General features: G+C 42.8%; 23 protein-coding genes. 16 read left to right on the top strand and 7 right to left on the bottom strand.

The genetic code is table 11. From position 1 onward, the window contains the following. Positions 1-111: 111 nt before the first annotated feature. From ACOOEY_RS17130 to ACOOEY_RS17120, 3 genes are all read left to right on the top strand, one after another. Positions 112-588: a heme-binding domain-containing protein gene (locus ACOOEY_RS17130; protein WP_420385948.1), complete on the top strand. Its 477-nt coding sequence runs from the start codon at positions 112-114 to the stop codon at positions 586-588. Positions 589-720: 132 nt separating this feature from the next. Continuing rightward, positions 721-1,092 (top strand): BlaI/MecI/CopY family transcriptional regulator, encoded by a 372-nt coding sequence (locus ACOOEY_RS17125; RefSeq protein WP_420385947.1) that lies wholly within the window; start codon positions 721-723, stop codon positions 1,090-1,092. Further along, on the top strand, positions 1,089-3,458 hold the full coding sequence (locus tag ACOOEY_RS17120; RefSeq protein WP_420385946.1) for a M56 family metallopeptidase: 2,370 nt from the start codon (positions 1,089-1,091) through the stop codon (positions 3,456-3,458). Before ACOOEY_RS17125 ends, ACOOEY_RS17120 begins: the two co-directional genes overlap by 4 nt. Before the next feature lie 69 nt (positions 3,459-3,527). Here ACOOEY_RS17120 and ACOOEY_RS17115 read toward each other — a convergent pair whose 3' ends face one another. Genes ACOOEY_RS17115 through ACOOEY_RS17105 form a run of 3 tightly spaced genes read right to left on the bottom strand, consistent with a single transcriptional unit; the run spans position 3,528 to position 4,729 of the window. Next, positions 3,528-3,785 carry a DUF6952 family protein gene (locus ACOOEY_RS17115; protein WP_420385945.1) on the bottom strand — a complete coding sequence of 86 codons (258 nt, stop codon included), beginning with the start codon at positions 3,783-3,785 and terminating at the stop codon, positions 3,528-3,530. Further along, complete coding sequence (locus ACOOEY_RS17110; RefSeq protein WP_420385944.1) at positions 3,766-4,080, bottom strand: thioredoxin family protein; 315 nt, start codon at positions 4,078-4,080, stop codon at positions 3,766-3,768. Before ACOOEY_RS17110 ends, ACOOEY_RS17115 begins: the two co-directional genes overlap by 20 nt. Before the next feature lie 10 nt (positions 4,081-4,090). Then, positions 4,091-4,729, bottom strand: coding sequence for a peroxiredoxin (locus ACOOEY_RS17105; protein ID WP_420385943.1), 639 nt, complete (start codon positions 4,727-4,729; stop codon positions 4,091-4,093). Positions 4,730-5,215: 486 nt separating this feature from the next. Between ACOOEY_RS17105 and ACOOEY_RS17100 the strand changes: the two genes are divergently transcribed. Continuing rightward, positions 5,216-5,782, top strand: a complete 567-nt coding sequence (locus ACOOEY_RS17100; RefSeq protein ID WP_420385942.1) for a pentapeptide repeat-containing protein — start codon at positions 5,216-5,218, stop codon at positions 5,780-5,782. A 63-nt stretch (positions 5,783-5,845) separates the two neighbouring features. Here ACOOEY_RS17100 and ACOOEY_RS17095 read toward each other — a convergent pair whose 3' ends face one another. Then, positions 5,846-8,812, bottom strand: coding sequence for a S9 family peptidase (locus ACOOEY_RS17095; RefSeq protein WP_420385941.1), 2,967 nt, complete (start codon positions 8,810-8,812; stop codon positions 5,846-5,848). Between the two features lie 101 nt (positions 8,813-8,913). Between ACOOEY_RS17095 and ACOOEY_RS17090 the strand changes: the two genes are divergently transcribed. From ACOOEY_RS17090 to ACOOEY_RS17075, 4 genes are all read left to right on the top strand, one after another. After that, a complete protein-coding gene (locus ACOOEY_RS17090; protein WP_420385940.1) occupies positions 8,914-11,358 on the top strand; it encodes a zinc-dependent metalloprotease in 2,445 nt (814 codons plus the stop codon). A 133-nt stretch (positions 11,359-11,491) separates the two neighbouring features. Further along, on the top strand, positions 11,492-12,022 hold the full coding sequence (locus ACOOEY_RS17085; protein ID WP_420385939.1) for a paraquat-inducible protein A: 531 nt from the start codon (positions 11,492-11,494) through the stop codon (positions 12,020-12,022). Positions 12,023-12,071: 49 nt separating this feature from the next. Further along, complete coding sequence (locus ACOOEY_RS17080; protein ID WP_420385938.1) at positions 12,072-13,688, top strand: FMN-binding glutamate synthase family protein; 1,617 nt, start codon at positions 12,072-12,074, stop codon at positions 13,686-13,688. A gap of 100 nt (positions 13,689-13,788) precedes the next feature. Continuing rightward, on the top strand, positions 13,789-15,363 hold the full coding sequence (locus tag ACOOEY_RS17075; RefSeq protein ID WP_420385937.1) for an N-acyl-D-amino-acid deacylase family protein: 1,575 nt from the start codon (positions 13,789-13,791) through the stop codon (positions 15,361-15,363). Here ACOOEY_RS17075 and ACOOEY_RS17070 read toward each other — a convergent pair. Continuing rightward, positions 15,358-15,747 carry a hypothetical protein gene (locus ACOOEY_RS17070; RefSeq protein WP_420385936.1) on the bottom strand — a complete coding sequence of 130 codons (390 nt, stop codon included), beginning with the start codon at positions 15,745-15,747 and terminating at the stop codon, positions 15,358-15,360. The genes ACOOEY_RS17075 and ACOOEY_RS17070 overlap by 6 nt on opposite strands. 135 nt (positions 15,748-15,882) lie before the next feature. On the opposite strand from ACOOEY_RS17070, the gene ACOOEY_RS17065 reads away from it, so the two are divergent. The 6 genes from ACOOEY_RS17065 (at position 15,883) to ACOOEY_RS17040 (ending at position 20,156) form a co-directional block, all read left to right on the top strand. Further along, complete coding sequence (locus ACOOEY_RS17065) at positions 15,883-16,980, top strand: serine hydrolase domain-containing protein (RefSeq protein ID WP_420385935.1); 1,098 nt, start codon at positions 15,883-15,885, stop codon at positions 16,978-16,980. Next, complete coding sequence (locus tag ACOOEY_RS17060; protein WP_420385934.1) at positions 16,967-17,599, top strand: Crp/Fnr family transcriptional regulator; 633 nt, start codon at positions 16,967-16,969, stop codon at positions 17,597-17,599. The genes ACOOEY_RS17065 and ACOOEY_RS17060 overlap by 14 nt, the downstream gene beginning before the upstream one ends. Before the next feature lie 138 nt (positions 17,600-17,737). Further along, positions 17,738-17,941 carry a YgaP family membrane protein gene (locus ACOOEY_RS17055; protein WP_420385933.1) on the top strand — a complete coding sequence of 68 codons (204 nt, stop codon included), beginning with the start codon at positions 17,738-17,740 and terminating at the stop codon, positions 17,939-17,941. Positions 17,942-18,046: 105 nt separating this feature from the next. Then, positions 18,047-18,583 carry an energy transducer TonB gene (locus ACOOEY_RS17050; protein ID WP_420385932.1) on the top strand — a complete coding sequence of 179 codons (537 nt, stop codon included), beginning with the start codon at positions 18,047-18,049 and terminating at the stop codon, positions 18,581-18,583. A gap of 197 nt (positions 18,584-18,780) precedes the next feature. Then, a complete protein-coding gene (locus ACOOEY_RS17045) occupies positions 18,781-19,602 on the top strand; it encodes an AraC family transcriptional regulator (protein WP_420385931.1) in 822 nt (273 codons plus the stop codon). 68 nt (positions 19,603-19,670) lie between these two features. Then, entirely contained in the window at positions 19,671-20,156 is a 486-nt protein-coding gene (locus ACOOEY_RS17040; protein ID WP_420385930.1) for a VOC family protein, read from the top strand. A gap of 74 nt (positions 20,157-20,230) precedes the next feature. Here the strand turns inward: ACOOEY_RS17040 and ACOOEY_RS17035 are convergent, their stop codons facing one another. Beyond that, a complete protein-coding gene (locus ACOOEY_RS17035) occupies positions 20,231-21,910 on the bottom strand; it encodes an AMP-binding protein (RefSeq protein WP_420385929.1) in 1,680 nt (559 codons plus the stop codon). A 76-nt stretch (positions 21,911-21,986) separates the two neighbouring features. Continuing rightward, positions 21,987-23,375 carry a TlpA family protein disulfide reductase gene (locus tag ACOOEY_RS17030; protein ID WP_420385928.1) on the bottom strand — a complete coding sequence of 463 codons (1,389 nt, stop codon included), beginning with the start codon at positions 23,373-23,375 and terminating at the stop codon, positions 21,987-21,989. A gap of 768 nt (positions 23,376-24,143) precedes the next feature. Between ACOOEY_RS17030 and ACOOEY_RS17025 the strand changes: the two genes are divergently transcribed. Continuing rightward, entirely contained in the window at positions 24,144-24,611 is a 468-nt protein-coding gene (locus ACOOEY_RS17025) for an Lrp/AsnC ligand binding domain-containing protein (RefSeq protein WP_420385927.1), read from the top strand. Positions 24,612-24,727: 116 nt separating this feature from the next. Then, a complete protein-coding gene (gene sufB / locus ACOOEY_RS17020) occupies positions 24,728-26,173 on the top strand; it encodes a Fe-S cluster assembly protein SufB (protein ID WP_420385926.1) in 1,446 nt (481 codons plus the stop codon). Positions 26,174-26,201: the final 28 nt, after the last annotated feature.

Here is a 26,201-nt window from a genome sequence, read left to right as displayed (position 1 = left end):
TAGTCAAACCGACTAAACAGAGAAGCCCGGCTGGTCACCGGGCTTTTTTTATTCCTTTTAAAGGCTTCATTCAATTCAATGGATTTAATAAATTCACACAAATTCGTGACCATGAAGAAAATCCTCAAATATGTATTGATTGTTTTAGTTGCCGGCCTGGTAATTATTCAGTTCATCAACAGACCTGAAAAAATCAATGACCCTGTAACGGAAAATGACATCATTGAGAACCTGCAACTGAACACCGAAATGGCTGGACTCCTTAAAGCAGCATGCTACGATTGTCATAGCAACCAGCCAAGGTACCCATGGTATGCCAATATTGCTCCGGTCAGCTGGACTATCGCTGAGCACATTGAACATGGCCGCGATGAGCTGAACTTCTCAGAATGGGGCACTTACTCAGCCAGAAGAAGAGACCATAAACTGGAAGAAGTAGTAGAAGAAGTGGAAGAAGGTCATATGCCACTACCCAACTATGTAAAAATGCACAGGGAAGCTGATATCAGTGAAGAGCAACTTGAAATGCTGAAAGCCTGGGTACAACAGGAGCGCGCGAAAATCGCTCAGGAGCAAGAGGGAGAATAACCAGGATCAAAGATATTATCGGAGCCAGCTTTTCAGCTGGCTTTTTTTATGCCTTAAAGTTGAATTCAAACAGGTTGTTTGGATGTTTAAATTTTAATTCTACATTTGTAGAAACAATTCTACAAAACAAGAATGAACTTACCTAAATCAGAAGAACAATTGATGCAGTACCTCTGGGAAATGAAGAAGGCTTTCATGAAAGACCTGATCGATAAATATCCTGATCCTAAGCCTGCATCAACCACCGTAGCCACTCTGCTCAAAAGACTTTTAGACAAAAAGGCCATTGGTTTCACCAGGTACGGCAGTGTCAGAGAGTACTATCCTTTGGTGAGTAAAGAGTCATACTTCTCCAAACAAATGAACGGTGTTATCAAAAACTTCTTCAATGATTCTGTTTCTCAGTTTGCCTCCTTTTTCACTTCTGAAGAGAACCTCACTGATGAACAACTCAAGGAGCTACAGGATATAGTCGAGCAGCAAATAAACGCACGAAAGAAATGATTGAATACCTCCAGAAGTTTATGCTGGGTAGTCTAATGCTCTACAGTGTTTACTACCTCTTTTTGAGAAATGAAAAGACCTTTCAGTTCAATAGACTCTATCTGTTACTCATTATTCCAGCCTCATTATCCATCCCCTTGGTTACGGTTCATACCACTTATGTCGAAATTCCGACAGTGGTAAGTCAAATCAGTAGTCAACCGGCTGAGGTTTTCTTTGAAACTCCTTTCTATCATGAGGTAAACCAAGCAGAAAGCAAACCTCCATTTGATTGGACAAGTCTGATAACATATACTTATCTAACTGTGTTTCTGACTCTCCTTTTTAGGTTTACCTTGAACCTATTCAGACTAAACCAGATGAAAAAGCAGGGTGAAATACTCACTTTCGATAGGTACAACATCTGCCTTCAGAAAGACCTGAAAGCTTCATTCACATTCCTCAATACCATATTCACCAATCAACAGAGATACTCAGCCGGGTTATTGCCCGAATCGATTCTAAAACATGAAATGGCTCATGTTCACCAAAAGCACAGTTATGATATCATTCTGATCGAAATATGCACAGCGGTCTTCTGGTTCAACCCTATTGTTCATTTCATCAGGCAATCAATCAAGCTGAATCATGAGTTTCTCGCAGACGAAGCCGTCTGTTCCGAATCTTCGTCCTTATCTGACTACCAACGCACATTAATTAACTACTCCAAACTTAATTCTAAAGAAATGCCAGCAATGGGCAGTCAGCTCACCTTTGGCGAAACCAAAAAACGTTTAAAAATGATGGTCAAAAGAACACACAAAACCACGGCATGGATAAAGCAATCCATCGGCCTGGTGGCAATTGCCGCAGCAGTATATGCCTTTGGTAATCGACAAGTAATTGCAAAAGAGTCTCACGTAGGTTCTAATGCTTCACCAACCGAAAGCGCTAAAGATTCTATTCCTTTAGATCAAAAAACTATTTATCCGGCTCTGCTTTCATCAGAAACTATGGTGCGATTCACCGATGAAGATGGAACTCTGGTTGAATCCGAATTCGGTAAACTAAGTCCCGAGCAAAAAAACAGATTCAACTATCTGGAAGCTGACCTTGAATTCTTTAGCGTGATAGATAGCACGGCCGAAATGAGCCTGACTGACTGGCAACTACTTTTCAATAAAGAGAAATATGGCATATGGATTAACGGAGACCAGATCCCTAATGAAGCATTATCGAATTACGAACCAGGCGATATCTATAAATACAATATAAGGAAGGTGGCCAAAAACAGTAGTCTGGGTAATTTTGATCTTCAGTTTTTCGCCCTTACCAAAGAGTTTATCAACAAGAAATATAAGGTTGGTAATAAGAGAGGCCAATGGCTGAATTACCGTGAATTTGTGAGCCTGAACAAGGCCGTTGAGCAGGAGATTCAGAAGAATGACACTACTCTGTCTGCCATAAGATCAAGACTTAGAAGCAGCAATGCCTTGGTTAGATTCGAAGGTATTGATGGTAGGTTAATTGAGAAAAGGTACCATGATATGTCGCCTGCAGAACTTGAGAGGTTTAAACTAAATGAGGCGAGGCCGGCATACTTTCTTCCACCTCCACCCAAAGGATACATTCCTGATAATTTCCAGGAGATATTCTCAGACTCAAAAGAGTACGGTGTCTGGATTGACGGAGAACAAATATCAAATTCAGCTTTGGCAGAATACGACAAAGACGATTTTCATCACTTCACCAAATCGAAACTATTACCAAATGCCAAAAACTATGGAAAGCATACATATCAGGTAAACTTTTTCCTCAACTCAGAGAAGTTTGAAGAAGGAGTATGGATTAACCTTTTATCGATACCCGAGGGCAGAAAAGATTCCATAAAAAAGTCAAAAACAAATCATAAGCCAGATCAAGATGTAAGAAATGAACTAGCATTTAAAGGCTTCGACACCACTAAAGTTGAATACTTCAGAGTTCCAACACCGAATACATACGTCAAATTCGTAGATAAAAGGAAGAACCTTATTGTAGAGAAATGGAAGAATCTTTCTCAGGAGAAAAAAAGGCAATGGTACACCAATGGTCATGAAGGAATGATTTTCAATCCACCAAAGGCTAAGACAAAAATTGACTTTATAGTGTTGAATGAAATCGTTGAGGATACTGACGGAGAGATTATACTCAATGGTAAAAAGGTGGATGGTGCTACAATCAATACCATGTCTCCTCATGAATTTTATGACTTCGAAAAAATAGTAGGTCAAGAGAGTACAATCACCTATCGACTCATTTCCAACGAAGTCTTTCTGGCAGAGCAATACCTTGAAAGCTATTGGATCACTAACGTCTTGTATAAGAAATCTGACTCCGATGAATAGGTAACTACACAACCAACAAAAAACCCCGACCTATGGCCGGGGTTTTCAACGCTATAAAATTCAGATGCTTTATTGATCTATTGAGCCTACTACTCGCTTCATAAACTCGTTCAAAGCTTCTTTCCTGGGTTTACCATCTTTGATGGATTGACTCACTTCAATGGCTCCATAGAAGTTGGAGATCAACTCTCCTATCACATCCAGCTCTTCATCTTTCAGGTTTTCACTCTCTGTCAGATGTTCCAGCGTTTCAATGGTTTCCAAAACGAAGTCCTGATCGTTCTGCTCAATAAAATCTGTGATATGCTTAATTAGCGGCAACCTCATCGACCAAAGCTTTTAATGAATCAAACTTATTGGTTTGCACCTGGTTAACCAGTTGTCCACCTTCGTAAGCTGCGAAAGTCGGCAGGTTATTCACATTAGCCAGCTTTCTTGACTCCGGAAATTTCTCTGCATCTACTATAATAAAAGCAGCATCCTCTCTCTCACTTGCCAGTTTCTTGAACTTAGGTTTCATAATTCGGCAGTTGCCGCACCATGAAGCTGAAAACTGTACAAATACCCTCTGATTCTCATTCAGAACTTCCTGAAGATTGTCTTGACTCAATTCAGTTACCATATTGACCTCCTTAGTTATTGCTTAGATAAGAAGAAACACCTTGTCTGTTGGCAGTCATGGCTTCTTTTCCTTCTTCCCAGTTAGCAGGACAAACCTCACCATGCTGCTGTACGTGAGCATAAGCATCAATTAGTCTTAGGTACTCATTTACATTTCTACCTACAGGCATGTGGTTAACACCTTCGTGGAATACTGTACCTTCCTCATCGATCAGGTAAGTCGCTCTGTAAGTCACGTTATCACCTTCCAACAGCTCCATACCGGTTTCCTCATCATAGTTTACACCAGTGATATCAAGGATATCCAATACTCTTGAAAGGTTTCTGTTGCTGTCTGCAATCAGGTTATAGCTAACACCTTCGATTCCACCATTGTCTTTAGAAGTATTCAACCAGGCAAAGTGAACCTCAGCAGTGTCGCAAGAAGCACCGATAACGATAGTGTTTCTCTTGTCGAACTCAGGAAGTGCTTCCTGAAAAGCATGTAACTCAGTTGGGCAAACAAAGGTGAAGTCTTTCGGGTACCAGAAAAGCACTACTTTCTTATTGTTCTTTTGTGCCTCCTCAAGCACATTCAGTTTGAAAGTATCGCCCATTTCGTTCATGGCGTCCACAGTGATATTCGGGAATTTTCTACCAACGTAGCTCATAATTGTTCTTATAGTTTTATAGTGTAAAAATCAATTCTGTTTGTGCTGCGAAAGTACTTGTCTTTATCAGATTTAACAGCCCAATGTCTATTAGTTTTTGGTATTTCTTATTGATAAAAACTATATACTCTACCTACTGATTTCTCTACTTAATCAACACACGCCCATATCCTTTTCATAGTCAAATACTTATGAATAAAAAGCAATCTGACTCAAAATTTCATACTCAGAAAAATTGATAAAATGGCTTTGAAATGAAATCGATTGCAGTTTTTCAAATAATTCAGTGATCTTTCAACAAACAAGATTTCATTCAACACTTAAGTGAGCATAGTATATTTTATACAAATCAAACTACACCAAACTACCTGGACACAAACAGAGATTTTACCTTAGATTATGTAATTCTTATAGATTTGATCAATAGAATACGACACAACCGATTCCTATAATTGTAATAACTTGAAAGTCCAGATTTTACCAGTTATGCGCATTACAGAAGAAGAGATTATTGAGGGAAAGGAACTTGAGTCTTACCTCAGAAAGAGCATGCAGTTTGAGTACTGTCAATTCAAGAACTGCGACTTTACTTCACGCAACCTGTCAGGCTTTTCATTCCTGGAGTGTGAATTCATCGACTGTGACCTGTCTGCCGTTGAAATGATTGATACAGGTTTTAAGGAAGTGCGATTTACCAATTGTAAACTCATGGGCTTGCGGTGGGATCAATGCAAAGCCTTTCTCCTGTCTATCAACTTTAATGGCTGTAAACTGGACTTCTCAAGCTTCTATCAACTGAAACTCTCTGAAAAGGACTTTACCAACTGTTCCTGTCTGGATTGTGACTTTGCGGAAGCCGATTGTTCAGCTTGCGATTTTGGAGGAACTGATCTGGCTGGCGCCACTTTTGACCAGACCAATCTGGAGAACGCTGATTTTAGCGGGGCTCAAAACCTGGTACTCATCCCTGAAAAGAACAAACTCAAAGGAGCCCGTTTCGATCGTGATCAGCTATCCGGTCTGCTGGACCATCTGCAAATAGTCATCAACTAACCTTTAGGCATAAAAAAGGCTTTCTTAAGAAAGGTTACTTAAGAAAGCCTTCAAACAAGGGGATTATTTACCTCCCCCTCCTTTTTCCAGTTTCAGGCTCTCACCTTCTTTGATTTTCTCTTCGGTTTCTTCATCAACCAATTCATAGCGTAGGGTTCTACCCTTTAAGGTTGCCGGCAAACCATAAGCCATCCACTCAGGCATTGGCGCATCTTTCAGGTAATGATCGAAGAACTGTCCCATTCTCATAGAAAGGTCTTTTCTGTTCTTACGCTGAGTCAGGTTATGCGCTTCGTCATTATAAACTACCATCCATGACGGCTTCTGAAGTCTTCTCAGGGCCATGTAGAACTCAATCCCCTGATACCATGGCACAGCACCATCAGCATCGTTGTGCATAATAAACAATGGCGTTTCAATATTCGGAACACCAAATAGTGGTGAGTTTTCTACGTAGAGATCGAATTTATCCCAGAGCGTACCGCCAATTCTCGACTGTGTTTTCTCATACTGGAACATACGGCTCATACCTGATCCCCAACGGACTCCACCATAAGCAGAAGTCATGTTAGAAACTGGTGCTCCTGCCCCTGCAGCTGCATACATATCAGTTTGAGTAACAATATAGGCTACCTGATAACCACCCCAGCTTTGACCCTGGATAGCCATCTTATCTTCGTTTACAAACCCTTTGGCCATAACAGCCTTTGTCGCAGGTACTACATGGTCCATCGCACTTTTACCCGGATGTCCATCTTCATATTTAATATCCGGAACAAGTACCAGGTAATCATTACTCACGAAGTAAGGAATATTCACCGTACTGGCACTTGGCGCAGGACTTGGGTGACTGTGCAGTGAGTTAGATCTTCTTTCGTAGAAGTACACAATCATTGGGTACTTCTTGTTTGGATCGAAATTCTCAGGCTTGTAAAGAATAGCCTGCATTGTCTCTCCATCGTATCCAGAAGCAAACTCAATCAATTCAGCACTACCCCAGTTATAAGGGTCTTCCTGAGCATCGATATCTGTCAATTTTTTCAGGCCATCCATTTCCAGATTATTAGCCATGTATACTTCCGGATATTCCTCATAGGTAGACATTCTCACCAATACTCTGTCAGCCTCTTTTGCTTTCTGAAGACCATAAACACTCATGTCCTTCATCACAATAGCAGATGGAGTTGCCGGCTGGCTCATATCACCATAAGCATAACCTGAAGCTTTTGTCCACTCATTGAACACACTCAGGAGTGCCTTACCGTCAACATTCACATACTCTTCTTCTCTATCCAGTCTCTGGTATCTATAAATCATCTGATTGGCTCTTCCATGACCCTCAGTCACGTTCACAGCAGCCTGCTGTCCTTCCGGATCGAACTTCCAGATGTCATATCTGTCATAGATATAGAAGGCCTCATCTTCCGGTGCCCAGCCTGGAGAACCATAGCTTCCTGCCAATGACGGTGAATCATGAAGTTCATCAGCAAATGAAACCGGCATATCGGCAGTGAGATTAGTGATCTTGCCACTTGCCACATTCATGGTGTAGTAGTTTCCATCTTCCTGATCGAACCAGTTGAGGTACTTTCCTCCCGGAGATAGCGAAGCAAAAGCGACAGTGCTTTCCAATAGTACTTCTACCTCACCGGTCTTAGCATCTACTTTATAGTAATCTCTTGGTAGTTGAACATCCCAGGTATACTGAGTTCTGAAACGCTGGTCATCCATAGCGATAAAGAAATCCATATCGTGTTCGGTATCAATGTAAACAGACTCCAGATCGTTACCTTCCAACTGTACCAGAGTACCGGCCTGCAGGTCATACACTACCTGATAGGTTCTGTTTTTCTCACGATTGGCCTGAAGTTTCTGCATTGGCTGAATGTATGGGTCATTGTAAGACCATACATCTACCTGAGGTCTTTCCTCCTTGAGAATAGTCGTATCACTCTCATACTCATATTCCATGGGTTCAGGGGCTGTTCCGAAGTAAAGTCTGTTTCCGCTTTCAGAAAACTGAAGTCGGCTGTTATCACTCACCATCCAACCTTCAGGAACTCCCGCAGTAAGAGAATCAGCCAACACATTGGCAATTCCATTACCATTCCAGTACATCACACTCCAGACCTTATCGTCTTCGTCTTTGTCGCTGTTGGTGGCGAAGAAGGCCATTTGATTGCCCTTATCACTAACTGACATCTTTTTATAATCTGTCATTCCTGTACTTAGCTGCATTGGTGTACCCATTTCAGTATTCACTGCAAATACACCTGATGGGTTCAAAGAGTCTACCTCATCGAATTCGTAGAAGAGATAACTTCCATCTTTAGACATAGTGTATTCCATTACACCCTGGAAGCTGCTCATTTCTCCTGTGCTCATGTTGAAAAGCACCAACTCAGTTCCTTTAGATTTTGCGCGCGGATCTTCAGGTTCTTCAGCAGTTTCAACTTCCTTCTCTACCTCTTCTTCTTTCTTTTTATTCTTCTTCTTTTTCTTACTCTTCTCAGGAGCTTCTACTTCCTTTTCTTCTTCCTTGGCAGGCTTCTTTTTTTCTGCCAATGGTTTTTCATGTAACCAGGCCATCCATTCTGTTGACTCTTCAGGAAGGTCATAACTCTTGACTCGAGCAAACTTCTGAATGTCTCCTGAACTCAAATTCAGGACAAAGAGTGAGTCTTTTGGCATTTTGCTGGCCGCAGTCTTTTTGAGTTTGAGCTCTCTTTCTTCTTCGTAGGCCGGTTTAATCTCTCCTACTACGAAAGCACTGTTATGCGAAAAAGCATATCTCGAAACTCTATCAATTTTAATGGTCTGATTGTTATTCAGATTCCGAATTTCTAATGTGGCATCTCCTACCTGAGGAGCAATTCTCCATCCGGCCCAGTTGCCGTCATTGCTGATGTTTACCGACTGGATTCCTTTCCAGTCATCATAAACATCATGCGTTAGGGGCTTTTTCTGAGCCCACGAAAGTGTAGCCCATATGGTAAAAAAGGCTATCAGCTTGATTTTTCTGGTTGACATGATCTAATGATTTATTATTGATACCCCACAAATATAATTGACTAGATGTGTTGACAAAGACTTCTTATATTGATGGACATCATTTCAAATTTTGAAGCTTCATGAATAAAAGATTAATCCTTGGTCTCGCTTTACTAATGGTTTTCAACCTGTCCAAAGCACAGAAGACCATAGAAGAAGCCACCAGCGGCACCGAAAAAAAAGAAGGTTACTTTACCTATTACTGGGATGAAAAAGCCGGCAAAGTATGGCTCGAAATCGACCAGATGAACTCTGAATTTCTCTATGTCAACTCATTGACTGCCGGAGTAGGCTCTAATGATATAGGCCTTGACCGTGGTCAGTTGGGCGGAACTCAAATTGTAGAATTTAGAAGGGTTGGGCCCAAAGTATTGATGGTACAGCCTAACTATCGTTACAGAGCTGTCTCTGATAATGCCGATGAGGTGAAAGCCGTGAGAGAAGCATTTGCGGAATCTGTTTTGTGGGGCTTCACTGTGGCTGCCGAAACTGATGGTCGCGTTTTGGTAGACCTTACCCCTCTCTTACTGTCCGATGCACATGGCGTAAGTCAGTCATTGAGCAGATCCAGACAGGGTAACTTCAGAGTAGATGCAGACCGATCAGCCATCTACCCTCCCATGCTCAAGAACTTCCCTAAAAACTCTGAGTTCGAAGCGACCATTACCTTCACCGGAAGTGGAGCTGGCGGATACCTGAGAAGTGTTACTCCTTCATCTGATGCGGTAACCGTAAGAATGCATCACTCCTTCATTGAATTACCCGATGCTAACTATGAAAGACGCAAGGCTGATCCTCGCTCAGGATATGGTACCATCAGCTATATGGATTATGCTACTCCTATTCAGGAAAACATAGAAAAGAGCTTTACGCGCAGACACAGGCTGGAAAAGAAAAATCCGAGAGCCAGAGTTAGTGAACCGGTTGAGCCCATCAGATACTATGTAGACCGTGGTGCTCCCGAACCTATCAAGTCGGCCCTGATCGAAGGCGCCAGATGGTGGAATCAGGCTTTTGAAGCGGCCGGATATAAGGATGCCTTTCTGGTAGAAGAAATGCCGGAAGGAGCTGATCCGTTAGACATCAGATACAATGTTATACAATGGGTACACCGTTCTACCAGAGGCTGGTCTTACGGTTCATCAGTGACTGATCCAAGAACAGGAGAAATTATTAAAGGACATGTAAGTCTGGGATCACTCAGAGTAAGACAAGACTTCCTGATTGCTCAGGGATTATTAACTCCTTATGAGAATGGGACAACTCCAGACCCAAGATTGCTTGAAATGGCCCTGGCTCGTCTGAGACAACTATCCGCTCACGAGGTAGGTCATACCATCGGGTTAATGCATAACTACATCTCAAGCACCAATGACCGTGCTTCAGTAATGGATTATCCTCACCCACTGATAGAGCTCAACAATAGTGAGATTTCTCTGGCCAATGCTTATGATGTGGGTATTGGTGCATGGGACAAAGCTGCAATCACCTGGGGATATCAGGACTTCCCTGATAATGTGAATGAAGACAAGGCACTGGATGATCTGATCGAAGAACAATACAAAAACAATCTTTTCTTTATTACAGACTCTGATTCAAGACCTCTTGGTAGCAGCCACCCTCAATCTCACTTATGGGATAATGGTGAAAGTGCTACTACTGAATTGAACAGGTTGATGGAAGTACGTAAACATGTACTTGAGAACTTCTCTGAGAAGAACATCGCGGTAGGAGCGCCAATGGCTACTCTGGAAGAAGTATTGGTTCCTATGTTTATGTTACACAGATACCAACTGGAAGGGGCTGCCAAAGTAGTAGGCGGAACTTACTACAATTACAAGCTGAGAGGCGATAGTCAGCCTTTGCCAAGAACTGTTCCCAAAGTAGAACAGGAAGCCGCTCTGAATGCACTCTTGAATACAATACAGCCGGCCAACCTGGCTTTCCCTGAGCACATTCTGAAAATCATTCCTCCTCGCCCTCCGGGGTATGGAAGATCACGAGAGACTTTCAGAGTCAGAACAGGAATAGACTTTGATGCTGTTGCCCCGGGAGAAACTATAGCCGGAGCCGTTATGAGCTTTATCTTCAACGGACAAAGAGCTACCCGCCTCGTACAACAGAAAGCCATGGATCCTAATCAGATCGGGTTGACTGATGTAATCAACAAGACGATTAACGAGACCTTCGGTAAAACTTATGCAGAGGGTTACCATTTACAGTTGAACTATGCTACCGAAAACCAATTGGTCTATGCTTTAATGGACCTCTACAAGAATAACGGAGCCGCAGCACAAGCACGGTCTGAAGCTCTGCTCGGTCTAAAGCGAATCAAGAACAGAATCAGCAATAGTAATACAGAAGCTATTGCAACAACAGCTGCTCATTATGCTTACCTGAACCTGATCATTGACCAGTTTATGGAGCATCCGCAAGAACTACAACTGCAAGATGCCCTTACTCCTCCTGATGGGTCTCCTATCGGAATGGATATTGAGCAATGGTGCTCTTTTACTGACAATTAATTGATATGATATTTGCTTTGCGTCTCCTGATACTTAAAATTGAAAGTAACAGGAGGCGCAAAGTCTTTTTAAAGAGATCAACTCTGGTGTTACTTTTGCTAATACCTGACGTCTACCTGCTGAACATACGCTTATGCACAAGAGAAATATAGTCGCACTCATATTAATCATCATCTCACTGATCTGTCTTTATCCCGGCCTTACCAGAGACATTCTGAACATCCATATTGGAGCCCAGATTCCCCTCTTAGGAGAGTTCGAGTTGTATGACAGAACGCAGAGTGTTATCAGTGGTATTAAACTGCTTTATGAAAACGACAATGCGCTGGTAGCTTCATTGATACTGCTCTTCTCAGTGATAGTACCCGTTGCCAAAGCCATTTTGCTCTGTCTGGTACTGGCCTTTAAAAACTGGAAGTGGAGAACCCGGGTCTATCAATTTGTGGCACTCATCGGTAAATGGTCCATGGCCGATGTATTTGTTGTGGGCATGTTCCTTATGTATCTGGCCACTGCCTCTGAAGAAAATATCACTTCCAGCATTATGGAAGGCTTCTACTATTTTGCCGCCTACTGTATTATCTCCGTTGCCGCGATTCAGGTAATGACTTTGAAGGATATTACAGCTACCCCGGGTGTAAAATCGACCGATCCAATTCAGTAAGATTTTACAAAAAGATGAACTGATGACATACAAGTCAAGTTAGACTTGTATGCCTAAAATTTTAGGTAGATTTTTAAGAAAAATCACTGCTATGGATCAGGTTAAAGATTTACTCGCCATCACCCCATGGTGGGCCTATGTGCTTCTGGTATTACTCATCGTCTTCCTCAGAGACATCTTTCAGAAAAAGCATACCATCAGTCACAACTTCCCTATTGTAGGTCATTTGAGATATGCGTTGGAGCGAATAGGTCCTGAACTGCGACAATACATTGTAGCCAATAACCGGGAAGAACTTCCATTCAACAGAAGCCAGCGTTCGTGGATTTACGCCAGCTCCAAAAAACAGAACAATTACCAGGGCTTTGGTACAGATCAGGATCAAAGTGCGGCAGGATACATCTTTATCAATCCGGCCTTATTCCCTTATTATGCTCAGCCCGATCATCCTAATGTAAAAGAGAAAGACCTGATCCCCTGTGCCAAAATCATTGGCGAGTACAATGGAAGAAGAAGACCATTCAGGCCAAGATCTATTGTCAACATCTCTGCTATGAGCTTTGGGTCTCTTTCCGCCAGAGCAGTAGAATCACTTAACCTGGGAGCGCATGAAGCAGGCTCTTACCATAATACGGGAGAAGGAGGTTTTTCACCCTATCATCAGAAAGGAGCCGACATCATGCTTCAAATCGGAACAGCCTACTTCGGTGTCCGGGATGAAGAAGGACGTTTCGAGATGAAAAAGCTGTTGAGGCTGACCCAGAGTTACCAGCAAATCCGGGCCATTGAAATTAAACTGTCTCAAGGAGCCAAACCAGGAAAAGGAGGCGTATTGCCTGCCTCCAAAATCACTAAAGAAATTGCAGAGATCAGACATATCCCCATGGGTAAAGATGTAGTATCTCCGTCCAATCACACAGCTTTCACTAATCCGGGTGAGCTACTTGACTTCATAGAAGACATTGCATCAGAAACCGGACTGCCTGTCGGATTTAAATCTGCCGTGGGTAAACTGGAGCTTTGGGAGGAGCTAACAGACTTAATGTTGGAAAGAAACGTTGGTCCCGACTTTATTACCATAGATGGTGGAGAAGGTGGAACTGGTGCAGCGCCTCCTGCTTTCGCCAACCATGTTTCTTTACCTTTTGTCTTTGCTTTTGCAGCAGTCTACAAAATTTTCCAGAAAAAGGGACTCACCAACCGCGTTACCTTCATTGCCTCGGGTAAGCTGGGCTTTCCTTCCAATGCCTTGATGGCCTTTGCCATGGGTGCTGACTTAATCAATGTGGCCAGGGAGGCCATGATGTCAGTAGGATGTATTCAGGCACAATCTTGCCATACCAATACCTGCCCTGCCGGTGTTGCTACCCAAAACAAGTGGTTACAGAGAGGCCTGAATGTGAACGATAAGTCTCAACGTTCAGCTCAATACCTGAAGACGCTCAGAAAAGAAATACTCGAGATTACACATGCGGCAGGATACGAACATCCATGTCAGGTGACTATGGACGATGTAGATGTCGGCATGGGTGACAACAACTACACCACTACCCTGGCTCAGGCTTATAAATATCAAAAAGAAGCTGTGCCTTTCAACAATATGCTTGAATTGGTGGAGTGTCCTCATCTCGGTGGCATTAAATCTCCTGAGGTACACGCTCATTAAAGTTAGCAGACCCAAACGCTTTGGCATTCAGGACAATGGAAGAATAATATTGCTTTCCACGCAATCTTAAATTCTCTATATTCCATTCAACCTTAATACGATGAAAAAGCTTCTTGTTCTATTCCTACTGACCTTGATGGCCTGTAGCTCCTTTAACGATCAATTCGATATCCTCATACTGAACGGTAAGATCTATGATGCTGAAGCGCGTACTTTCTTCGATGGTGATGTAGGTATTAAGGGTGATAAAATTACAGCCATTGGAGACCTTAAAGATCAAAAAGCCAATCAACTGATAGATGCCAAAGGGCACATCGTTAGTCCCGGGTTTATTGATATGCATGCTCACATTGAAGCCATCATGCGCATGCCTTCAGCCGAAAACTTTGTGCGACAAGGAGTCACCACAGTACTGGCCGGACCTGACGGACGTGGCCCTGCCAATCTGGGTAATTTTCTGGACAGTCTGTCCCGATACGAAATCGGGTTAAACACAGCCTGGCTAGTGGGCCATAATTCGGTAAGAAGAGCGGTAATGGGCACGGAAAACAGAATGCCTACTGAAGCCGAACTGAATCAGATGAAGGAAATCGTGCAGAATGCAATGAATCATGGTGCCTATGGGATTTCTACAGGCTTAAAATATGTGCCTGGCTCCTTTTCCAAAGTTGATGAGGTCATCGCGCTTTCAGAAGTTGCGGCACAATCTGGAGGCATCTATACCTCTCATCTGAGAGAAGAAGGGCTTGGCCTGTTGGACGGTGTTAAAGAGGCTATTCAAATTGGGCAGGAAGCTCAAATCCCCATTATCCTTACTCACCACAAAGCCATAGGCAAACCCATGTGGGGAGCAAGTAGCCAAACCCTGGCCATGGTTGATTCTGCCAGAGCCTTGAATATTGATGTAATGATGGACCAGTATCCATACACGGCCAGTTCAACCAGCCTGTCTGTATTGATTCCTACATGGGCCCTGGCAGGAGGCCAGGAAGCATTTAAGGAACGTGTTGAAGATCCGGCAACCCGAAAGAAAATCCATGAAGAAATCATGTTCAACATTGAGTATGACCGCGGTGGAGCTGACCTGGCTGTAGTACAGTTCGCTAATGTAAGATGGAAACCTGATCTCAATGGGAAAACACTTAAAGACTGGGCCATTGAGAAAGGATTAGAACCCGACTTCAGCAATGGTGCTGACCTGGTTATTGAAGGGCAACTCAACGGGGGTGCACAATGTATCTTTCATGCCATTGGCGAAGAAGATGTAAAGCGAATCATGCAGCATCCATTAGCCATGGTGGCCAGTGATGGTGGTCTGGCACAACCGGGACAGGGACATCCCCACCCCAGAAGTTACGGAACCTTTCCGCGGGTATTAGGTCATTATGTAAGGGATGAAAATGTAATTCCTCTGGAACTGGCACTGGCCAAAATGACTTCGCTTCCGGCCAAACGCCTGGGCTTCACTGACCGTGGATTGATCAAAGAGGGTATGCAGGCAGACATCACCATATTTAACCCAGAAACTGTTGATGAAGGGGGTACTTTCGAAGACCCTCATCACTACCCTACTGGTATCCCCTATGTAATTGTTAATGGAAAGCTTACTGTCGAAGGCGGTGAAATGACAGGAAATACCGGTGGGCAGGTTTTAAGAAAAATCAGGCAATTATAGCTCCTGAAGGGAGAGGGTCCTTTGATCGATTTTGGCTACCCGAAGTTTTTTGAGAAGCTCTGCGGTGTCATTGGAGAAAATACTGACTTCCATCCTCTTGCTGTCATAAGTCCAGTTCGCTTCAATCTCTGCATGTCCGTCATTAGGAAGTAAGACACGGTAACTCACTGTTCCATTAGCAGCAAATTCATAGACCTGCCTGAAGCGCGCAGCAGCAAATGCCTGAACATTACAGCCTTTATAGATATCCGCTCCCTCTTCAAAAGCATTTGTCCAGCAACCGGTAATATCTACCGCCTCCTCTTCACATGAGTAAGTCATTAAGCTTAAAGCAAAAAATACGACTACAGCTCTTATCAAAATCAGCTTGGCTTCTAATCTCATACTTAACCTGACACACCCGTTCATGATCTGGTTGTAATAAATTGGGTAAGCACTTAAGGATTTCACAATTGCTGCTTCTGATAATTCAAATAATCGTCTAAATTATGGTGACTTTAAACTGAAAAAGGGACTACTATGATCAGAAAAAGCTGGACCATCGCCATCCTGTGCCTATTCATCAGCACATCTGTCTTCTGCCAATCACTCAATGATCAGGCGGATGAAAAATTAAAAGAGTTCGTAGAAAAAACACAGGTACCGGGATTGAGTGTATCCATCTCACAGCAAGGCCAACTCGTTTTCTCAAAAGGCTATGGCTTCACCGACCTGGAAAGCAAAACGCCTGTCGACCCTTCAACCAGTATGTTCAGAATTGGCAGTGTGTCTAAAACACTTACTGCTGCAGGACTTGCCAAATTGTATGAAGAAGGAAAGATAGACCTGGATGCTCCCATTCAACAATATGTCCCTATCTGGCCAGACAAAGGCACCAAAATTACCTTGAGAATGCTGGCCGGTCACCTGGCGGGGATCAGGCACTACCGAGGATTGGAGTTCATGAGCAACACCTACTATGAAGATGTAATCGATGGACTGGCTATCTTCATTGATGATCCACTCATCAATACTCCGGGCACAGAGTACTCTTATTCATCCTACGGCTGGAATCTGATTTCGGTAGCTATGGAAAATGCGGCCGCACCTGAAGCCAGTTTTCTGTCAGATGTGAGCTTCTTATCCTACATGCAATCCGAAGTATTTGACGCTTTGGGTATGGATCATACAGAACCTGACTATGCGAACCGCGATATCGCCAACAGAGTGAGTTTCTACCAGTTCCAGAATGATCAGGTAGTTCAGGCCCCGGATGTTGACAACAGTTATAAATGGGCAGGTGGCGGCTTCATTGGCACCACAGAAGACCTTTGCAAATTCGGACAGGCACATATGAAGGCGGGTTATTTAAAACAATCGACCCTCGATGAATGGATGGCCTCGCAGCAAACATCCGATGGAAAAAATACGAACTATGGCATGGGCTGGAGAACCTTTGAAAGACCCAGCGGTAAGACTTTTTACGGCCACAGTGGTGGCTCAGTCGGTGGTATCACCTACTTCCTGATTCATCAACCGAGCGAAACGGTACTGGCCATTACTGGTAATATGGACCCATTGAATTATGGCGGTTTACAATTTGAACTAATGGAAATGTTTATCAATGGAGCCAATTGATATTGAGGAAATTAAATCGAAACTCCCTCTGCCTTATAAGGGGCTTGCGGAGTCACTTGTTAAAATCGGAAAAGTAGTTGATCTGCCTGCAGGACATGAAATTCTACGCGAGGGTCAATACGTGAAGTTTGTGCCTATACTGCTTTCAGGCCTGGTCAAAGTAGTTACACGAGGTGAAATGAAAGACCTGCTCCTCTACTACATCAAACCCGGAGAAAGCTGTGTAATGTCCTTTATTCATGCCCTTTCGCAACAACCCTGTAATATTTACGCTATTGCAGAAGAGCCTACCAAGGCCTTAATTATTCCTTCTCAGGAGTTAGATGGTTTGATCAGAGATTCTGCCGATTTCAACAAGCTATTTCACGAACTCTCCAACCAGCGCTATACAGATCTGCTGGATACCATCAACGAAGTATTCTTTCTCAACCTGGAAGAACGTATGCTTAAATACCTGAGAAACAAGACTGCTCTGACCGATGTGAAAGATCTCAATGCTACTCATCAGGAAATAGCAAGGGACCTGGGTACGGCAAGAGAAGTGGTTTCCCGAACATTAAAAAAACTCGAGAATCAGGGGAAAATAGAACTGGTTCGGGAAGGAATTCGCCTCCTGTGACATGAGTCACAAACTTTAGCCTGCAGCCTGTCTACTTTTAGTCATGAAATCGAAAATCATAAGGCTTATGATTGCCTGCCTGCTCTGCGCAGCAGTGATTTTCGCAATCGCATTGATCATTCAAAAAAGTAGCACAATATGAAAAAGAACATGGGAACAGCAGACAGAATCATCCGCTTATTGGTGGTCGCTGCGCTTGTAGTACTTTATGTAACCGGTACTGTTACCGGCCTTTGGGGAACCATTGCTCTGGTGGTGGCTGCCATTTTCACATTAACAAGTTTTGTTGGTTTTTGCCCCATATATGCACTGGTGGGAGTAAAAACCTGTAAAGTATCATAATTGGTTGAGGTGGGAACGGTTCATACGGAGCCTTCCCATTTTTATTTGTCAATTTTAACTAATACATTAGTTTAATAATTAATTATATAGTTAAATATTGACCTTATGAAAAAATCAACCACACTCCTACTTCTATTGCTGGTTATAGCAGCCTGCGATAAATCTGAACTTTACATTGAACCCGGGCAGGAAATGTCAGTGGCCATTCAGGAAACACCCGATGCCACAAGCATAGATCAGGTATTTGTAGTCACTGAAGAACAGCCTGAATACCCCGGAGGACAACAGGGCTGGTTCAGGCACCTGGGCAGCAATTTAAAGTATCCTGAACAAGCCAAGGCAAAGGGAACTGAAGGTGCCGTTTTCCTCAGCTTTGTGGTAGACAAAACTGGTGAACTGAGGGACCTTCAGGTAGTTAGAGGAATTGGCGATGGTTGCGATGAAGAGGCCTTACGCGTCTTGATGGAATCCGAGAACTGGATACCTGCCAAGCAGCGAGGAAAAGAAGTCAGTGCCAGAATGCAAGTCAGAATCCTGTTTAAATTATCTGAAGCCAATGCCGGACCTTCTACCATCAACCATGAAACCAAGCCTGTTGAAATTATTGAAGTACCAGACAATAGCACCGGCCTGTCGAAGTAACAACCTTTTGAGCCCAAGCCGTCAAAAACTGTTCATACATCAAGCAAGCCTGATATTCGGGCTTGTTTTTTTTATCTGTGCTAATAGAACCTATTGTTAATCAGGCCCATTGTGCTTCTCCGGGAACTGGTATAGAATGAGATAAAGATGCTTCTCTCGGATTGAATTTGTTGCGAAATTTTGATCAAATTCAATCCATGAACTACCAGACCTTCAAACCTCACCCTGATTTAGCCTCTATAGTAAAATGCCACTGGATTCTGGAAATTCCTGATGGCTCTGAAGCCCCAAAGCAACGAATCGTTCCTGATGGGTGTATTGAAATGTGCTTCATTCTCGGTGATGATATCAAAAGGTATACTTCTGACACTGAGTTTACTCTTCAACCCCGGGCAATGGTCATTGGTCAGATCACAACGCCCTATTATGTACAGCCGACAGGTTATGTAAATTCCTTTGCTATCAGGTTTTACCCTTATGGTTTCTCTAATTTCATTGACACGCCTATCCGTCAATTGGCCGATCAAGATACTCCTCTCGAAGAGCTTTTCGGTAGGCATACTGCAGCAAATCTGGAGAAAGCCATCATAGAAGCTTCTTCAACCGAGGAAAGAATAGCCATAGTTGAAAACTTCCTCTTGTCGAAGCTATCGGAACAGTCGACAATAGATCAAATCGTCAAATCCACGATTGATAGCCTGTATCAGACCAATGGCAAAGCTGCGATCAACTCCATTCTCAAAGATGAAATGCACAAAAGAAGAAACCTGGAGCGTAACTTCTTAAAAACAGTGGGCATAAGTCCTAAACAGCTGGGCAAAATCATTCGATTACAGGCTGCCCTGAAGTCCTTATTAAACCAGGACGATGAGACGCTCACTCAAATAGCCTATGAAAGTGACTACTATGATCAGGCACATTTTATAAAGGACTTTAAAACATTTACTGGCATCAACCCAAAGGACTATCTGACGGATGATCAGATGATCCTTTCTTCACTTATTTATTCACAAGAGTAGCTTTGTCGCATTTTTACAATTCCTTATCCATAAGCCTGTTTAACTCGCAATAGATTAATCGTTAAACCATGAAAAACCGACTTATTGAATCAGTCATTATACTCGCCTTGGGCAGTATGATTTATTATCCCTTAAGTAAACCTCAGAGTACTGAAAACATCGCAAGACCTCAAACTGACAAAACCATGCAAAGCTTCGTATCCATTGTTGAAATTCCTGCTACAGATATAGCAAGGGCTGTGAAATTCTATCAATCCATTTTAGAAATAGAAATTCAAACCATTGATATGCAAGGGACTGAGATGGGCATATTCCCAAGTGATGGTCAATCCGCATCAGTGGTCATCACCAAAGGAGAAGGTTATGAGCCTGCCAGCAACGGTGTACTTGTTCACCTGAATGGTGGAGACAATCTGGAGCCTATATTGAAAAGAATCGAAAAAAGTGGCGGTCAGGTGATTCTACCTAAGACCCTTATTGATGAAGAAAACGGTTACTTCGCCCTTTTTATGGACTCTGAAGGAAACAGAATGGGGCTACACTCTATGAATTAACATCTAATGAAAAGGGTCTCAACTTCATGTCAAGACCCTTCTTTATCTAATTTTTCCGAGGATGAATCGCCAAATCAATTGGCTTTACTCTCCTCCATTTCTTTCAACTTTCTTCGGATAATCTTACCTACATTAGACTTAGGTAGCTCATCGACAAACTCAAAATGCTTGGGACGTTTGTAACCGGTTAATTCTTCATGACAGAACTGATCTAATTCCTCTACCGTCAGGCTGGGATCAGACTTTACAATAAAGGCCTTTACACATTCTGTGGAATGTGGGTCGGGCACTCCAATCACAGCTACTTCAAGCACCTTTGGATGATCTGCAATCACGTTTTCTACCTCATTAGGGTAAACATTGAAGCCGGAAACGTTGATCATATCTTTCTTTCGGTCAACGATTTTGAAGAAACCCTCTTCATCCATCTGGCCAATATCTCCTGTTCTAAACCAGCCTCCGGGGAAGAATACATCTGAATTATCCTTATTCCAATAGCCACTCATTACCTGAGGTCCATTGATACAAATCTCTCCTATCTCACCCTGAGGCAATTCGTTCCCTTCCTCATCGAAAATCGCCAATAAGGTCGAAGGTACTGGCAAACCAATGGTACCCATTTTATGCGTACCATCGAGTGGATTACAGCTCACTACGGGTGAAGTTTCACTCAGTCCATAACCCTCTACCAATGGAGCTCCGGTTACCTCTTTCCATTTACGGGCCACAAAGTCCTGAACCGCCATACCTCCACCAATTGCACCTTTCAGATGACTCCAGTCTATCTCTTTAATATTGGGCTGATTCAAAAGACCGTTAAAAAGTGTATTTACTCCCGTGAAGAGCGTGAACGGATGTTTCTTTAACTCCTTGATAAAGCCGGGCATATCACGTGGGTTGGTAATCAACACGTTTTTAGCTCCGGTGTACATCATCAGGGTGCAATTCACATTCAACGCGAAAATATGATACAAAGGAATGGCAGTGATCATGATATCAACCTGATCAGGTTTAAGCAAAGGCCTGAACCATTCACGTGTAATCAGTGTATGTGCCACAACATTGTTATGCGATAGTGTAGCCCCCTTGGATACTCCTGTAGTACCTCCGGTATACTGAAGAAAGGCAGTATCCTCTCCATCCATATCCACTTTCGTGTACTTCATTCGGGCACCTTCCTTCATGACAGTCTTAAATTTGACAGCACCGGGAATGTTATAAGATGGAACCATCTTCTTGATGTGCTTTACCACAAAGTTGACCAATGTACCTTTGAAGCCTCCCAGCATATCTCCCAGCTCCGTAACAATCACATGCTGAACCTTTACCTTCTTCATGGCCTCTTCCAGGCTATGGGCAAAGTTCGCTACGATAACCACGGCCTTTACCTCAGCATCTTCATACTGATGCTCCATTTCACGGTGTGTATACAATGGATTGGTATTGACTACAATACAGCCTGCCTTGAGTGCACCGAACATAACAACGGGATATTGCAAACAATTGGGCATCTGGATAGCAATACGATCCCCCTTCTTCATTCCTATCTTGTTCTGTAAATAGGCCGCGAAGAAGTCAGACATCTGATCTACCTCATGGTAGGTAATTACCTTACCCATATTTTCAAAGGCTTCTCGACTACCATATTTCTTAAAGCAGTCTTCGAAAAGCTTAATCAGATTTGCAGGTCTGTTATCAGAAATTTCAGCAGGGATTCCTTCAGGATACTTTTTTACCCAAATGCGTTCACTCATTGGTCTTAGATTTTGGCTAAAGCCAAATATAAGAGAAATGCAATGGCAAACGATTTCAGCTAAAGGGAATTATTGGTTATTCTGCTCCCTGAGCCAAATATTGATCAATCAATGCTCTGGTCTCAGGGTTGGAAGGAACCGGTGCAAAAACAGAAATTATCTTGAAATCCCGATCAATGAGCAGGTACCTCGGAATGGTAATTACTTTGTAATCAGAGAGATCTAATCGATTGATTACATATTCGTGGTCCTTTGGCAAATCGTTCTTCTCGAGATATCGTTGCCAGGCATCCAGGTCTGTATCTATTGATACCGGCACAAAATGTATAGGCTTGTCTTTGTAGTCTTCTTTCAGTTTCTCAAAAGCGGGAAGTTCAGCAATACATGGTCCGCACCAGGTAGCCCAAAGATCTACATAGATCAATTGTCCCTTAAATTCAGAAAGGGGCTTCTCCGCTCCCAGTGCAGTTTCAAACAGAACATCGAAAGCCGGCTGACCGGGCAACAGGGCCTTGTACTCATCTAACTTTTGATTAACCATAGTTTTATAAGCCTGTGCATGATCTGCGGCAAGGAACTCATCTGCCAGGGCTTGCATATCATCAGTCAGGCCATTCAATTCCAACTGAGTGACAAAGGCTCCCATTTCATCATATTCGCTCATGAATGGGGTAAAATTAAGACTGGAGAAAATACCCGCCTTCTTCAATTCAGCATTCACCAGATCATGAAGCATATCTCTGAAGTTTGGATGCTTCATGTATTCGTCTTGCATGAGTCCACCGCTCAGTTGATTGAGTTCATCTTTTGCAGCCGCCAGTACTTCAACTTTCTTTTCCTCAGTATAAGCCCAGTAGTCTTTAAAAGAACCATAAACCGGCATAGACAGAATGGTATTCAATTGATCTAGTTTCAGCCGCATAGACTCAAGTTTCATGAATTCAGCAGGTGCATTTTCCAGACTTTCCAGCTTGGCTCGTCTCTCCTCTGTTTTGCTGGCTGCCAGCGCTACAGTTTCGCTGATATCAGAGCTCTTTAACTGGGAGCCACCTCTCAAATAAGACCCACTCTTCGGAAATGCTACTCCTCCTAAATAGCTCTGTAAATTGGCATGACTACCCTCAAACACTCCTGCTTCAGGATCTTTGTAGTCTACCTCCATGTAGAGTTCATCGCCAGGACTAAGGTAGAGTTTATTCCTGCCAAGAGAGTAATAAGTGGGTTCTTCCAATTGAAAGGAAAGTTCAAACTCATTCTGAGCATTGGTTTCAATGAGCACATCATTACCTAATCCAAAATCTGCTTCAAGACTCTGTGCATTAATGATTTCCGAAGCATTACCCCAATTCACCAGTTTACCTGAGAGCTTGACCATTTGGGTCTTTTCTTCCTGACCACCGCAGCCCGTTAAAACAAAAATTGAAAAAAGTGTAACTGCTAAAAATGAAGCTTGAAGTTTCTGCATGATGCTAAGTTAGCTTTTCCTGCGAATTGGAAAACGGGAATAATTTCTATGGCAAAAAAGAAGCCCCCCCGAATGGAGGGCTTTCTAGTCAATTTCAAACAAAACTTTATAGAATATACTACTAACCTTAATTGTATGAAGTTTTCCTTTTGGAATCGGAGTTCCAAATGGCTGTAGGAGAAGGATTACTCGTACGCACTGGCACGCGCTCTTCCCCTCGTGAATCTCCGCTTCGCTACGATTTCGAACCGTTCGAATCTGGAGAATTCTCTAATTTATTAATGCTGTAGGAGAAGGATTCGAACCTCCACGGAGCAATTAGGCCGAATGGCTTTATCTAAGATCTCCACCCCCGAGAAAGGAGGGCACGGCTGCCTGTTTCGTCACCCTACAGTGTAAAGATGCCTGTCTGCTACACGCAGAACTTCTAGACTCAAAGCCTTCAATCAAGCATCTCATTTCTTAGTTCTAACATACTTCTGTTTAACATCTGGTATTTAGAAAGCTGTAGGAGAAGGATTCGAACCTCCACGGAGTAATTAGGCCGAATGGCTTTATCTAAGAACCTCCACCCCCGAGAAAGGAGGGCACGGCTGCCTGTTTCGTCACCCTACAGTATGTTGTTACTACTATTCCGTTTGAATATGTTTCAAATGTATATCAAACAACCCAATCATTAAAATATCAATAACAATTAGCTTTAATATTTACAGATTAATTAATTAATAGATTATATATTTGACGATTCAATAATCAGAAGCTCCAAATATGCCCGATCATTACGAAATCGACAATGTAGACCTGAAAATCCTTTCACTTTTACAGCACAATGCGAAAAAGCCTTACACTGAAATTGCCAAAGCGGCCTTTGTTTCAAGTGGCACTGTTCATGTTCGAATGAGTAAGCTTGAAAAAATGGGGATTGTCAAAGGAGCCTCACTAGACCTGAACCTGAACAAGCTGGGTTATACTGTCAGCAGTTTTCTCGGGGTCTTTCTCTCCAAGAGTTCACTTTACGATAAGGTAGCCAATCAACTGAAAAAGATTAAAGAGATAACCTCTATCCATTACACTACCGGTAACTACAGTATGTTCGTAAGAATATATGCTAAAAGCACTGACCATCTGAAAGACATTCTTCATGACAAGATTCAGAAAGTAGATGGTATAGAGCGCACAGAAACCTTTGTCATTCTCGAAGAAACACTCAGCCGTAGTATTGAGTTAAGTGATTAGAATTAGTCAGCTATTGAGCACATCTATAAAGTATTGGCAAATTTCTTTAAAGGGAAACCATTACTTCGCTCAATAGGTTGTAACTTTGTGTTTATAACCAGTCTAAATAAGATTGTATGAGTGACGATAACCAAATCCTGGAAGAGTTTACCTCCAAAGAGTACGAGTTCGGATGGACCGTAGACCTTGAGGCTGATGAGGCTCCCAAAGGATTGAATGAAGATATTATTCACTTTATTTCTGCCAAGAAAGAAGAGCCTCAATGGCTGCTTGAATGGCGACTGAAGGCATTCAGACTTTGGCAGAAAATGGAGGAGCCTACCTGGCCCAATGTCAAGTACCCTCCGGTGGACTATCAGGACATCAAATACTACTCTGCTCCTAAGCAGAAAAAGAAGCCTAAATCGCTTGATGAAGTAGATCCGGAATTACTGGCTACCTTCGAAAGGTTAGGTATATCTCTAACCGAGCAAAAGAGATTAACGGGCGTGGCAGTCGATGCTGTAATTGACTCTGTTTCAGTAGCTACTACCTTTAAAGAAACTCTGTCTGAGTTAGGTATTATTTTCTGCTCTTTTTCAGAAGCTGTTCAGGAGCATCCTGAACTGATTAAAAAACATCTCGGTTCAGTTGTTCCTCAGGGAGATAACTACTTTGCAGCCCTTAACTCAGCTGTATTTTCAGACGGTTCTTTCTGCTACATTCCAAAAGGTGTCAGATGTCCAATGGAGCTTTCAACCTACTTCCGTATCAATGCTGCCAATACCGGCCAGTTCGAGAGAACTTTGATTGTTGCAGAAGAGGGCTCTTACGTAAGCTACCTTGAAGGTTGTACTGCTCCTATGAGAGATGAAAACCAATTGCATGCCGCAGTGGTAGAAATCAAAGCCGCCAAAGATGCAGAAGTAAAATATTCAACCGTTCAAAACTGGTACCCGGGAGATAAGAATGGTAAAGGAGGTATTTACAACTTCGTTACAAAAAGAGGTATTTGCGAAGGAGATAATTCTAAAATCTCATGGACACAGGTTGAAACAGGCTCAGCTGTTACCTGGAAATATCCTTCATGTATCTTAAAAGGAGATAATTCACAGGGAGAGTTCTACTCTGTGGCAGTAACCAATAACTATCAGCAAGCTGACACTGGTACCAAAATGATTCACATTGGTAAAAACACCAAATCCAGAATCGTATCTAAAGGTATCTCTGCAGGCCATTCTCAAAACAGCTACCGTGGTCAGGTTCAGGTAATGAAAAGAGCCACCAACGCCAGAAACTTCTCTCAGTGTGATTCACTGTTGATGGGTGATCAGTGCGGTGCGCACACCTTCCCTTACATAGACATAGACAATAGTTCTGCGCAGGTAGAACATGAGGCTACAACATCCAAAATTGGTGAAGATCAGATTTTCTATTGCCAACAAAGAGGTATTGATGAAGAGTCTGCCGTAGCCCTGATCGTTAATGGCTATGCCAAGGAGGTGCTGAATAAATTACCAATGGAGTTTGCGGTAGAAGCGCAGAAATTGTTGGCCCTGACCCTGGAAGGATCAGTCGGCTAAATCCAGCTCCCAAAGTTTAAATTGACAA

Origin of the sequence: Roseivirga sp., from assembly GCF_965216855.1 — a bacterium.
Classification (GTDB): Bacteria; Bacteroidota; Bacteroidia; order Cytophagales; family Cyclobacteriaceae; genus Roseivirga.
The sequence above is the reverse complement of the archived record's forward strand: the minus strand, read 5'-3'. Positions and strand labels throughout refer to the sequence as shown.